The sequence below is a fragment of the Paracoccus sphaerophysae genome (assembly GCF_000763805.1).
Taxonomy (GTDB): Bacteria; Pseudomonadota; Alphaproteobacteria; order Rhodobacterales; family Rhodobacteraceae; genus Paracoccus; species Paracoccus sphaerophysae.
In genome coordinates, this window is record NZ_JRKS01000081.1 from 1 (window position 1) to 11,444 (window position 11,444).

Here is an 11,444-nt window from a genome sequence, read left to right on the forward strand (position 1 = left end):
CGCGGCGCGGGGGGCCGCGCCGCCCCCCCCCCCCCCCGGGGGGGGGCACCCCGCCCCCCCCCCCCCCCCCCCCCCCCCCCCCCCCCCCCCCCCCCCCCCCCCCCCCCGCACCCCCGCCGCAGCCCCGCCGCAGAGTGCGGTCCTTCTGACCGGTTTCTGGCGCAACCCCTCATTCAGCATGAACCAACTCCGCCGCCCCGGCCTCGGGCCGTTTGCGTCCTTGCTTCCTTCCTGCTTTGGTCCTCTCTACCCTGTCTCCGAGCTGGCTGCGAGGGTGCCATGGCCTATCACGACGAGGATGAGTTCCGGCTGGGCCGCTCGAACGGCGGGCGGGCACAGTACGAAGGCGGCGGCGGGCGGCGCTTCGCGATCCTGCGCTGCGCCAAGATCAAGAATCTGGGCAACATGGGTGCCAGCCTCCAGCACACCTTCCGCGAACGGGAAACCCCGAACGCCGATCCGGCCCGAATCCGCGACAACACCGTCCTCGTGGGGGCCGAAGACAGCCGCGGGGTCCTGGACGCCTGGCATGCCCGCGCACCCGAGAAGATCCGGAGCAATGCCGTCCACGGGCTCGAGTACTTCATCGGCGGCAGCCCGAGGGCGCTGAACGCCATGAGCCGTGAGGACCAGGACGCCTACTTCCGCCGCGCGCTGGACTGGCTCGAGGAGCGACACGGCAAGGAGAACGTCCTGTCGGCCGTGATCCACCGCGACGAGGCCACCCCGCACATGACGGTGATGACCATCCCCCTCGATGACCGGGGCAGGCTCAACGCCCGCGCCCTCGTCGGCGACCGCGGCAAGCTCTCGGCGATGCAGACCGACTTCGCGGAACAGGTCGGCAGGCCGCACGGGCTCGAGCGCGGCGTGCAGGGCTCGAAAGCGACCCATGAGCGGGTGAAGAGCGCCTATGCCCATCTCAATGACCCGGAGCATGCCGTGGAGCTCCCTGAGCGCCGCACAGGCAACTTTCTGGGCCGGGGGAAGGAAAAAACCGACGCCGAATGGCGCCGGAGGGCCTCAGAGGCCGCCACAGGCGCTCTCGTGGGTGCCTGGTCGGCCATGCGCCGGGAGCAGAGGGCGCATGAGGTGAATATCCTCTCCCTCGAGCGGCAGACCATCGGCACACCGTCGATGAAGCATCAGCTGGATCGGCTGGAGAGGCAGAACCGCGGACTGTCGCGGGCCCTGGAAAGCAGGACCGACGAAGCCCACCGGCTTCAGCGCGACCTGCGGCACATGCAGATCGGCCGCGACACCGCCCTCACCTACACGAAGGCGGTGATGCAGCGCGCCGGGATCGACGAGACCAAGGTTCTCCCCCGCATGCAGGAGGACATCGCCAAGGCCATCGCGGCGTATGATGCTCAGGTCGACGCAGGCACCCGATCCCTCCGCCAGGTCCCCCTCGCCGTCCCCCGCAAAGAAGTCACCCGGACCTTGCGACAGACCGAGGCCACGACAGCACAGGTTCCTTCTCAGCAAACTGAAGCGACCGTGCAGCAGGAGCACTCCGCAAGGCAGAGGGACAAGGGCGAGGACTGGGGAGACGGGTAAGGGCTGGCAATGGACGTGGAGCTCTGGCCCGACGCGGCATGGAAAATCACCTGTGCTTCCGTCTGCAGCCTGCTTTCCAGGCTCTTTATTTCCGTGTCTCATAGCGTTACATGTAACGCACCCACCTTAGGAGCGTCATATGCCTATCCCGCTGTCCGAACGCGTCGGCCGCCACCGTGCGGCCCTTCGTGCCTCCGGTCTGCGTCCGGTCCAGATCTGGGTACCGGACACGCGCCGCCCGGGTTTCGCCGCCGAGTGCGCTCGGCAGGCCAGCCTCGTTGCAGCAGCCGATCGCCAGGATGATGACCTCGGCAGTTTCCTGGACGCTGCCCTCGAGGACCTTGGTGATCTCGCGTGAGACGGGGCGATCTGGTGACAGTGGCGCTGCCCGGTGATTACGGGAAACCGCGCCCTGCCCTTGTGATCTAGTCCGACCAGTTTCCTGACATGGCCTCGATGACTGTTTTGCTTGTCACCTCGATGTTGGTGGATGCACCCTTCTTGCGCCTGACGATCGAACCCTCCCCGGACAACAACCTGCGCCAGACCTCTCAGGTCATGATCGACAAGCCGATGACGGTGCGCCGCGACCGTCTCGGCAATGCCTTCGGCAGGCTCGATGACGCCAGCATGGTCAGCATCAACCGCTCGCTGGCCCTGTTCCTTGGCGTCGTAGGGTAGGTCAGTCAGCAGCGCCCTTACCCCATGACGTCGTGCTCAAACGACTTATCCACAGGGCCATGAGTGTTAAATATGAGTTAGTGAGTGTTACGCGAATCGCCGTTCCTATAAGTGCCTGATGTCACTTCATAAAATCAACATAAAATCTTGCCTCGGTGGGTAGAGTATCGAAAATCGGTGTGTAGAGTATCGAAAAAAGGTGGGCAGAGTATCGAAAAAGGTGGGCAGAGTATCGAAGAACTGGTAGCCTGCGCGGTGGGTAGAGTATCGAAGAATTACTCGAGACTGTTGGTGGGTAGAGTATTGAAGAATGGCGAGACCTAAGAAGCGGACTGCCCTCCTGCCCCAGAGGCATCCGGAGCCTGACCTTTTCGTGTGCGACATTCTTGATGCGACACCTAGGGTCAGGACCCATTGATCTGCTTGAGGCATCAGTGCCTTCGTGATTCAAGCTCCCGAACTGACGGGGGTGATGATGAGCAACTTGTTCTGGCTGACCGATGCGCAGATGGAGCGGCTGCGGCCGTTCTTTCCCAAGAGCCATGGCAAGCCGCGGGTCGATGACCGGCGCGTGCTGAGCGGGATAATCTTCATCAACCGCAATGGCTTGCGGTGGTGCGACGCGCCTCGCGAGTATGGGCCGCACAAGACCCTTTACAACCGCTGGAAGCGATGGGGCGACATGGGGGTCTTCGCCCGGATCATGGAGGGGCTGGCCTCCGAAGGCGGCGAAGAGAAGGTCGTGATGATCGACGCGACCTATCTCAAGGCGCACCGCACGGCTTCGAGCCTGCGGGCGAAAAAGGGGGGCCCGACGACAAGCGCGGGCGGCTGATTGGGCGGACGAAGGGCGGGCTGAACACCAAGCTGCACGCCGTGACCGATGCCAGGGGCCGCCCCTTGAGGTTCTTCATGACCGCAGGCCAGGTCAGCGACTACACCGGCGCAGCGGCGCTGCTGCGCAGCCTGCCCGCCGCCGAATGGCTGATCGCGGACCGAGGTTACGATGCCGACTGGTTCCGGGACGCGTTGAAAGACAAGGGGATACGCCCCTGCATCCCGGGCCGGAAGTCGCGCGGCAAGGCTATCCGCTACGACAAACGCCGCTACAAGCGCCGGAACCGGATCGAGATCATGTTCGGCAGGCTGAAGGACTGGCGCCGCATCGCCACCCGCTACGACAGATGCGCCAAGACCTTCCTCTCCGCCGTCGCCCTCGCCGCAACCGTCCTGTTCTGGCTTTGACGATCAATGAGTCTGGAGCCTACGATGCGGCCCGTCAGGCTGCACCGTCCTGGGATGTTTATTATCTGGAGCGCGAATGGCGGATGTGGATGAGCGAAACGCCCAAGCACCCGGACGCCGCATTTGTCGGGTTCTGCCGGAAGTGGTACGAGCGCCGAGGCCGCGCATAACAACAGATAATACATACTGCATAACCGTTCGGGCGGCTTCGAGAGCGGCCAGCTGGGCATCGAGGTGCTGATCCTCGGTCGAGACGCGCGCATAGCCCAGAACCATAGCCAAAAACCTTCAACAACCTCTCAAGATTTGACAGGGGGCTCTTGAGCGATTGCCGGAAGGGGCAGGTACTCCTGTCTGTTCCTCGTCACAGGTTCCGGTCATGTCAGATCCCGGATTTGCTTCTTTGAAGGCCCCGCGCGGTTTCCGGCTCCTGCAGCCCCATCTGGAGCAGGACATTCCACTGGCCCGCATTGCGGTCGAGTGCGGCATTGGGCACCCGCATCTCCCGGCCCGAGCTCGAGCGGTTGATCGACCAGCTGCGCCCCGGCGACGTGGTCGTCGTCACCAAGTACGACCGCCTCAGCCGATCGCTCCTGGACCTCCTCGGGATCGTCGCGCCCATCCAGGCCCACGGGGCGGGCTTCCGCAGCATCGCCGAGGACACCACCACCACCCCCGCCGGACGGCTGGTGTTCCACGTGTTCGCCGCGATCGCCCAGTTCGAATGTGAGCGGATCGCCGCGCGCACCCGCGAGGGGCTTGCCGCAGCACGCCGCCGCGGCCGGTTGGGTGGTCGGCCCCCCTGCCCTCTCGCCCGAGCAGCGCGCCGAGGTCCCCCGACGATCTGGCCCGAGGTCTTCAGGTCGTGGCCGGCCAGGCAGACATACATGTCCCGAACACGATCGAAGCTGAACTCCGCGCGGGTCAGCAGGCCCTTGGTCTGCGCCTCGCGGTCGAGCACCGGCACGTGCGGCTCGATGCCCCGGTTCATGAGCCAGCCCACAAGGCGGCCCGATCCGCAGGCCGCATCGGCAGCGAGCCGGTCCGGCTGGAGCCCGAAGCGCTGACGGGTGCGCTCGATCATCACGAAAGGTGGAGGCCACCTTTTCGGTCCAGCGCGCAGGCGAGACGCGCGGGCCAGATGCCGCCGCTCAGGCTGCGCGTCCGGGGATGGGCCTCCCGGCGGTCAGGCCGCCGACCCGCCGGGCGATGGTATCGGCGTCGATGCCGAAATGGCGGTAAAGATCGCCGATGCTGCCGGTCTGGCCGAAATGCTCGACCCCCAGCGGGATCGTGCAGTGCCCGGCCACCGCGCCGAGCCATGACAGCGTTGCCGGATGGCCGTCAATCACTGTCACCAGCGTGCAGTCGCGGGGCAGGGACTGCAGCAGCGTCTCGACATGGGACCGCGCGGCGGCATTGCCGCGCGCCCGGGCCCGCTGCGCGGCGGTCCAGCCCGCGTTCAGCCGGTCGGCCGAGGTCACGGCCAGCACCCCCACGTCGCGCCGTCCTTCGCTGATCATGCCCGCGGCCCGGATCGCCTCGGGCACGACCACGCCCTGATAGGCGATCACCACGTCGCAGTTCGGCCCCGGCGGGCGCAGCCAGTAGGCGCCGTCAATGGCGCCCTGCCGGAAGGCCTGGTCATGGCGGCGGCCGGGCTGCTCGATGGGGTTGGTGGACAGCCGCAGATAGACCGAGCCGCCGGTCTGGTCCCGCAGCCATGTGCGCTCGTCCGGGTCGCCGCCGCCTTCACCCCCGCCGTCGCGTTGAAGGTAGTCGAAGGCCCATTCCATGATGACCGCCAGTTCGTCGGCAAACGCGGGTTCGAAAGCAGCAAGGCCGTCTTGGCTCATCCCGATCAGCGGCGTGCCGACCGACTGGTGGGCACCCCCTTCCGGCGCCAGCGTCACGCCAGAGGGCGTGCCCGCGACGATGAAGCGGGCGTCCTGGTAACAGGCGTAGTTCAGCGCATCCAGTCCCCGGCAGACAAAGGGGTCGTAGAGCGTGCCCACTGGGATCAGCCGCCGCCCGAACAGCGAATGCGAGAGCCCCGCGGCGGCCAGCAGCAGGAACAGGTTCATCTCGGCGATACCCAGTTCGATGTGCTGGCCTTCCGGAGTGAAGTCCCATTTCGCGGTCGAGGGGATGTTCTCGGCCCGGAAGGTGTCCGCAAGCGGGTTACGGGCGAACAGCTTGCGCCGATTGACCCACGGCCCCAGTCCGGTCGTCCCGGTCACGTCGGGCGAGGTCGTCACCAGCCGCTCGGCCAAGGTGCTGTCGCCGCGCGCCAACTGGTCGAGGATCTTGCCGAAGGCTGTCTGGGTCGAGATTTCGCGGTCCACCGCAAGCTCGATCCCCGGCACGGGGATGGCACCGTCGTGAAGCCGCCGCGTCCCCTTGGCGAAGAACGGCACCGAGGCGAGGTATGCCTTGAATCCCTCCACGTTCCGGACGGTGGCGAAGCGGTCCCATTCCTGCCCCTGCGCCACGCCCATCTGCACCTGCCACCCGGCCATCTGCGCCTTGGTCATCAGCCCGCCGTGGTTGTCCTTGTGCCCCGCGATGGGCGTACCCCAGCCCTTGACCGTATAGGCGAGAAAGCAGGTCGGCCGGTCGTGGTCGATGGACGCAAAGACCTCGGCCATCGTGTCCACGCAGTTGCCGCCCAGGTTCTCCATCAGCGCGGCAAGCTCGGCGTCGTCCCGCCGCCCGATCAGGGCCGAGACATCGCCCTGGTCGCCCAGGTCGTCCATCAGCCGCGCCCGCCAGACCGCCCCGCCCTGATAGGTCAGCGCCGAATAAAGCTGGTTCGGGCAGGCGTCGATCCATTGGCGCAGCGCCTCGCCCCCCGGCTCGGCAAAGGCCGCACGCTGCAAGGCGCCGTATTTCACCCGCACCACGTCCCAGCCGAAGGCGCCGAAGATCGCCTCGATCCGGCTCCACAGCCCTTCGCGCACGACGCCGTCCAAGGACTGGCGGTTATAGTCGATCACCCACCAGCAGTTGCGCAACTCGTGCTTCCAGCCTTCCTGCAGGCATTCGTAGATATTGCCCTCGTCCAGTTCCGCATCGCCCATCAGCGCGATCATCCGGCCCATGGGCTGGTTGCCCGCCCAAGGCTTGGCGGCGACGTAATCCTGGATCACCGAGGCGAAGGCTGTGACCGCCACCCCCAGCCCCACCGAGCCGGTCGAGAAATCCACGTCGTCCACGTCCTTGGTCCGCGACGGATAGGACTGCACCCCGCCATAGCCCCGGAAATTCTCCATCCGCTCGCGGTCGAGGTTGCCCATCAGATATTGCATCGCGTGGAAGATGGGCGAGGCGTGGGGCTTGACCGCCACCCGGTCCTGCGGCCGCAGCGCGGTGAAATACAGCGCCGTCAGGATCGACACCATCGAGGCGGATGACGCCTGGTGTCCGCCCACCTTGATCCCGTCCGCCTTGGGCCGGATATGGTTGGCATTGTGGATCATCCAGTGGGACAGCCACAACAGGCGCTGCTCGACGGTCTTCAGATGGGGGTTGGTCATGATCTGCCTCCGCTTTGGCACAGGATAGCGCTTGCTCGGGGACAAGAGGTTGCGCCGCGCTCCCCTTGGCTTGGGTCGGCCTGCAGGGGTCAGAAGAACCCGATCAGGGTCTGGTGGTCGGTAAGCGGCTCGGGGTCGCCCTCATAGACGACGCCGCCGGTCTTCATCACGATCGCCCGGTCGGCAATCGGCAGCGAATAGCGGATGTTCTGTTCCACGATGATGATCGAGGCGTCGAGGCAGACTCTCCCACCGCCACGGTCTGGCGCAGCGTCTCGGCTAGTTCGGCGGGCATGGTGATGGTCATTCGCTCGACTGCGGGCATGGGACCGCTCCTCCCAGGAATCATCCGTCCTCATACTTACGATGATTTTCACTCAAAGCTAGGAGGCGGGCTTCGTCTGCGGCGATCCGTTCTTTTTCGAGGTGGGCTTCTTCCAGGGCAAATTGTTCGAAGGCGGCTTTCTGGCGGTCCAGGGCTTCTTGTTCACGGACTCTGGCGGCTTTTTCGCGGTCTTGCGCGGCGGCAGCTTCGGCTTCTGCGGCGCGGGTCTTTGCGGCAGCTTCGTCCTGGCGCTTCTTGTTGTGCGCCACGTTGGCGGCAAGACGGGCTTCTTCCTGCTTGGCTTCGAACCGGGCGGCCTGAAGACGGCGTGTGTAGGTCTCGATGTTGGCGTTCAGCTTGGCGAGATCACCTTTTCCGGCTTCGATCCTGGCTTCGGCCTTCTCGATCAGCCGGGTGTTCTTCTCGATCTTCTCATTGAGGGCCGCGAGCGTGGATCGGGCCTTTTCAAGGTCGGCGGCCTGGGTCTGGTGAAGCTGGGCAACGGTCTTGTTCTTGACCTGTGCAGGGGTGGCACCGGCCTCAAGGCGGTTTTCCTCGCTGAAGCCGCGTTCGAAGCGACTGTCGAACCCCTGCATGACGTCGGCCGCGATGGTCTGGAGATCGGCGAGGGCATGGCGTCGTGCGGTCTGGGAGAGCGGGTTACCCCACCCCCCTGCCCCGCCTTCCTTGACAGACCGGCCCCCCGCGCCGCATCGTCGGGGCAAGGCGCAAGGAACCCCGCATGTGCAGAATGTTCGCCCATCAGGACATGAGCCGCTACCAGCCGCTGACCCGGCGGCTGCGGCTGAACGGGCAGTCCACCTCGATCCGGCTCGAGCGCGCGTTCTGGAAGATCCTCGACCAGATCGCGGCCGAGGAAGGGCTGACCACCCCCGCCTTCATCTCGCGCCTGCATGACGAGGTGCTGCTGTCGCAGGGCGAGGCGACCAACTTCACCTCGCTGCTGCGCTGCGCCTGCCTGACCCGCGCCGAGATGGGGGCCGAGGCCGCGCTGCTCGCGCGGGCGCCGGAACTCGACGGAAAGTCGGCGTAGTAACCCCCTACTACCCCCGCCGCTGCGAAGGCCGCACACTGGCCCCCTGCACAACCGCAAGGGGGACAGATGGCCAAGGCCGTGCACATGATGATCCGGGTCCTCGACGAGGCGCGGGCGATCGCCTTCTACCGCAACGGCTTCGGGCTGGACCGGGTCGAGACGCATCGCTTCGACGGGTTCTCGCTCATCTACCTGTCGAACGCCGAAACCGGGTTCGAGATCGAGCTGACGGTGAACGCCGACCGGACCGAGCCCTATGACCTGGGCGACGGCTACGGCCACGTGGCCTTCGTCGTGGACGACCTGCCCGCCGCGCACCGGCGGCTGGCCGAGTTGGGCCACGCGCCGCGCGACATCAAGTCGTTCCTCAAGGACGGCGAGCCCTTCGCGCGGTTCTTCTTCGTCGCGGACCCCGACGGCTACCAGATCGAGGTGATCGAACGGGGGGGCCGCTTCGCCTGAGCGCCCTGCCGCGCGGGGAGGCGCGGCCGGGCCAGTTCCAAGCAACCCAAGGGGGAGGGGGAAGCCAGTGGAGACCACCGAGACACGCGCCCGGCCGGATGCGGGCGCCGCGGCGGGCGCAGAGCCCGCGCCGCGCGGGCTGACGCGCCGCGCCCTGCTGGCGCGCGGCGCCGCCTTCGGCATGACGCTGATCGTCGGCGCGGGCTTCGTGACCGCGCGGGACGCCGCCTGGGCGGTCGAGGTCACGACGCTCAAGCCCGAGACCATGGCCACACTGATCCAGATGGCGCGCGACATCTATCCGCACGACCGGCTGGCCGACCGCTTCTACGCTGTCGCGGTCAAGGGCTACGATGACCCCGCCAAGGCCGAGATGGTCGAGGCGGGGATCGCCGCGCTTGATGCCGCCGCGCAAGGCCGGGGGTTTGACAGCTACGCCGGCGCACGGTGGGAAGCCGACCGCACCGCGATCCTGCAGGACATCGCCCAAGGCGAATTCTTCCAGACCGTGCGCTCGGGGCTGGTCACGGGGCTCTACAACCAGAAAGAGATCTGGCCGCTGTTCGGCTACGAGGGCGAAAGCTTCTCGAAGGGCGGCTACATCGACCGCGGCTTTGACGACATCGACTGGCTGTAAGGGGTATGGATCATGGCAAATCCTGCAAGGTTCGACCTGGCGGACGACAGCGTGGTGGTGGTCGTCGGGACCGGCGCCGGCGGCGGCGTGGTGGCGAACGAGCTGGCCCAGAAGGGCGTCAAGGTCGTCGCGCTCGAGGCCGGCGGGCGCTATCTGCCCGAGGACTACATCAACGACGAATGGGACAGCTTCGGGCAGCTCGCCTGGACAGACACCCGCACCACCAGTGGCGACTGGCGCGTCGCCCGCGACTTCAGGAACCTGCCGGCCTGGATCGTCAAGGCGGTCGGCGGGACGTCGATCCACTGGGCGGGCGCCTCGCTGCGCTTTCAGCCGCACGAATGGAAGGGGCGCACGACCTATGGCGCGGTGCCGGGTGCGAATCTGCTCGACTGGCCCGTCGACGCCGAAGAAATGGCGCCATGGTACGACAAGGCCGAGGCCAAGCTGGGCGTGACGCGCACCGGCGACCGGCCCGGCCTGCCGGGGTCCAACAACTACAAGGTGTTCGAAAAGGGCGCGCTGGCCACCGGCTGCAAGGAAGTCCACACCGGCCGGATGGCGGTCAACAGCGTCGAATACGACGGCCGCCAGGCCTGCCAGCAGACCGGCTTCTGCTTCCAGGGGTGCAAGTGGGGGGCCAAATGGTCCTCGGCCTATACCGACATCCCGCGCGGCGAGGCGACCGGCAACCTCGAGGTGCGCGACCGGTGCCACGTCATGCGGGTCGAGCATGACGACAAGGGCAAGGTCACCGGCGTCGTCTACAAGGACAAGGACGGGGCCGAACAGCGACAGAAGGCGCGGATCGTCTGCGTCGCCGGCAACTCGATCGAAAGCCCGCGGCTGCTGCTGAACAGCGCGTCACCGATGTTCCCCGACGGGCTGGCCAACAGCTCGGGTCAGGTCGGGCGCAACTACATGCGCCACACGACCGGGTCGGTCTATGGCATCTTCGAAAAGCCGGTGCGGATGTGGCGCGGCACGACGATGGCCGGGATCATCCAGGACGAGGCGCGGCACGACCCCTCGCGCGGCTTCGTCGGCGGGTATGAACTGGAAACGCTCAGCCTCGGACTGCCGTTCATGGCCGCGTTCATGGACCCGGGCGGCTGGGGCCGGCCGTTCACCTCGGCGCTGGATTCGTACGAGAACATGGCCGGGATGTGGGTCGTCGGCGAGGACATGCCGCAGGAAACGAACCGCGTGACGATCAACGCCGAGGTCAAGGACGACCACGGCCTGCCGGTGGCGGACGTGCACTATACCGACCATCCGAACGACGTGGCAATGCGCGAACATGCCTATGCCAAGGGCATCGCCATCTATCAGGCGGTCGGCGCGACGCGGACCATGCCGACGCCGCCCTATCCATCCACCCACAATCTGGGCACGAACCGGATGTCGGAACACGCCCGCGACGGGGTGGTGAACCGGCACGGCCAAAGCCACGACATCGCCAACCTGTTCGTGTCGGACGGCAGCCAGTTCACCACCGGCGCGGCCGAGAACCCGACCCTGACCATTGTCGCCCTGGCGATCCGGCAGGCCGATCACATCGCCGCCGAGATGGCGAAGGGCAACCTTTAAGACCGCCGGCGCCGCGTAATGCGCGGCGCCAGTCCCTGCCCACCCCGGTACGGTCCGCCCCCGGACCGCGCCCCACAATGCGAGGACAACATGACCCTGCTTCTCTGCACCGCGGCGGCCCTGGCGATCGGCGCCGCGCTGCCGCTGGCGGCCGTCGCCCAGACGCCTGCCGCGCCCGCTGCCGCGCCCGCCGACTCGACCGCGCAGGGCGACGGCGCGACCCCCAGCGCGCCGCCCGCCCCGATCGCCGCGGCCACCGCGCCCGAAGGCACCGCCGCCCCGGCCGATGGCGCCACCGCGGCGGTGACCGCGGGGCCCCCGCCCGCCACGACGCGGTCGCCTGGGGCTATG

General features: G+C 67.0%; 12 protein-coding genes and 2 pseudogenes. 10 read left to right on the top strand and 4 right to left on the bottom strand.

The window, feature by feature from the left end; all coding sequences use genetic code 11:
* Positions 1-279: 279 nt before the first annotated feature.
* From mobV to IC63_RS17730, 4 genes and pseudogenes are all read left to right on the top strand, one after another.
* Complete coding sequence (gene mobV, locus IC63_RS17090) at positions 280-1,560, top strand: MobV family relaxase (protein WP_052042297.1); 1,281 nt, start codon at positions 280-282, stop codon at positions 1,558-1,560.
* 139 nt (positions 1,561-1,699) lie between these two features.
* A complete protein-coding gene (locus tag IC63_RS15130) occupies positions 1,700-1,918 on the top strand; it encodes an antitoxin MazE family protein (RefSeq protein WP_036721916.1) in 219 nt (72 codons plus the stop codon).
* Between the two features lie 86 nt (positions 1,919-2,004).
* Positions 2,005-2,241 (top strand): annotated as a pseudogene (locus IC63_RS15135) (type II toxin-antitoxin system PemK/MazF family toxin); the annotation flags it as partial.
* Between the two features lie 475 nt (positions 2,242-2,716).
* Positions 2,717-3,486 (top strand): IS5 family transposase gene (locus tag IC63_RS17730; RefSeq protein ID WP_232222637.1). Its coding sequence is split into 2 segments (ribosomal slippage): positions 2,717-3,053 and positions 3,053-3,486, totalling 771 coding nucleotides; the frame shifts between segments, so codons are not numbered across the junction.
* A 3-nt stretch (positions 3,487-3,489) separates the two neighbouring features.
* Here the strand turns inward: IC63_RS17730 and IC63_RS17735 are convergent.
* On the bottom strand, positions 3,490-3,762 hold the full coding sequence (locus IC63_RS17735) for a recombinase family protein (RefSeq protein ID WP_084115963.1): 273 nt from the start codon (positions 3,760-3,762) through the stop codon (positions 3,490-3,492).
* 275 nt (positions 3,763-4,037) lie between these two features.
* Here IC63_RS17735 and IC63_RS17740 point away from each other — a divergent pair, with 275 nt between their 5' ends.
* On the top strand, positions 4,038-4,553 hold the full coding sequence (locus IC63_RS17740) for a recombinase family protein (protein WP_232222638.1): 516 nt from the start codon (positions 4,038-4,040) through the stop codon (positions 4,551-4,553).
* An 84-nt stretch (positions 4,554-4,637) separates the two neighbouring features.
* Here IC63_RS17740 and IC63_RS15155 read toward each other — a convergent pair whose 3' ends face one another.
* The 3 genes from IC63_RS15155 to IC63_RS15160 all read right to left on the bottom strand — a co-directional run bounded on the left by IC63_RS15155 (position 4,638) and on the right by IC63_RS15160 (position 7,943).
* Positions 4,638-7,022, bottom strand: a complete 2,385-nt coding sequence (locus IC63_RS15155) for a transketolase-like TK C-terminal-containing protein (protein WP_036721924.1) — start codon at positions 7,020-7,022, stop codon at positions 4,638-4,640.
* An 89-nt stretch (positions 7,023-7,111) separates the two neighbouring features.
* Complete coding sequence (locus IC63_RS19130) at positions 7,112-7,240, bottom strand: hypothetical protein (protein WP_269634784.1); 129 nt, start codon at positions 7,238-7,240, stop codon at positions 7,112-7,114.
* 127 nt (positions 7,241-7,367) lie between these two features.
* Positions 7,368-7,943: a hypothetical protein gene (locus IC63_RS15160; RefSeq protein WP_036721926.1), complete on the bottom strand. Its 576-nt coding sequence runs from the start codon at positions 7,941-7,943 to the stop codon at positions 7,368-7,370.
* A 146-nt stretch (positions 7,944-8,089) separates the two neighbouring features.
* On the opposite strand from IC63_RS15160, the gene IC63_RS15165 reads away from it, so the two are divergent.
* The 5 genes and pseudogenes from IC63_RS15165 to IC63_RS15185 form a co-directional block, all read left to right on the top strand.
* Entirely contained in the window at positions 8,090-8,401 is a 312-nt protein-coding gene (locus IC63_RS15165) for a ribbon-helix-helix domain-containing protein (protein ID WP_036721928.1), read from the top strand.
* A gap of 69 nt (positions 8,402-8,470) precedes the next feature.
* Positions 8,471-8,866 (top strand): VOC family protein, encoded by a 396-nt coding sequence (locus tag IC63_RS15170; protein WP_036721929.1) that lies wholly within the window; start codon positions 8,471-8,473, stop codon positions 8,864-8,866.
* Positions 8,867-9,005: 139 nt separating this feature from the next.
* Positions 9,006-9,503 carry a twin-arginine translocation pathway signal gene (locus IC63_RS15175; protein WP_036721938.1) on the top strand — a complete coding sequence of 166 codons (498 nt, stop codon included), beginning with the start codon at positions 9,006-9,008 and terminating at the stop codon, positions 9,501-9,503.
* 12 nt (positions 9,504-9,515) lie between these two features.
* Entirely contained in the window at positions 9,516-11,093 is a 1,578-nt protein-coding gene (locus IC63_RS15180; protein ID WP_036721930.1) for a GMC family oxidoreductase, read from the top strand.
* A gap of 90 nt (positions 11,094-11,183) precedes the next feature.
* A pseudogene (locus tag IC63_RS15185) lies at positions 11,184-11,444 on the top strand (hypothetical protein); the annotation flags it as partial.

What these genes read in the sequence shown, in the direction of transcription:
- mobV (WP_052042297.1), top strand. Translation starts at nt 280, where the DNA reads ATGGCCTATCACGACGAGGATGAGTTCCGGCTGGGCCGCTCGAACGGC.
- IC63_RS15130 (WP_036721916.1), top strand. Translation starts at nt 1,700, where the DNA reads ATGCCTATCCCGCTGTCCGAACGCGTCGGCCGCCACCGTGCGGCCCTT.
- IC63_RS17735 (WP_084115963.1), bottom strand. Translation starts at nt 3,762, where the DNA reads ATGGTTCTGGGCTATGCGCGCGTCTCGACCGAGGATCAGCACCTCGAT.
- IC63_RS15155 (WP_036721924.1), bottom strand. Translation starts at nt 7,022, where the DNA reads ATGACCAACCCCCATCTGAAGACCGTCGAGCAGCGCCTGTTGTGGCTG.
- IC63_RS15160 (WP_036721926.1), bottom strand. Translation starts at nt 7,943, where the DNA reads ATGCAGGGGTTCGACAGTCGCTTCGAACGCGGCTTCAGCGAGGAAAAC.
- IC63_RS15165 (WP_036721928.1), top strand. Translation starts at nt 8,090, where the DNA reads ATGTGCAGAATGTTCGCCCATCAGGACATGAGCCGCTACCAGCCGCTG.
- IC63_RS15170 (WP_036721929.1), top strand. Translation starts at nt 8,471, where the DNA reads ATGGCCAAGGCCGTGCACATGATGATCCGGGTCCTCGACGAGGCGCGG.
- IC63_RS15180 (WP_036721930.1), top strand. Translation starts at nt 9,516, where the DNA reads ATGGCAAATCCTGCAAGGTTCGACCTGGCGGACGACAGCGTGGTGGTG.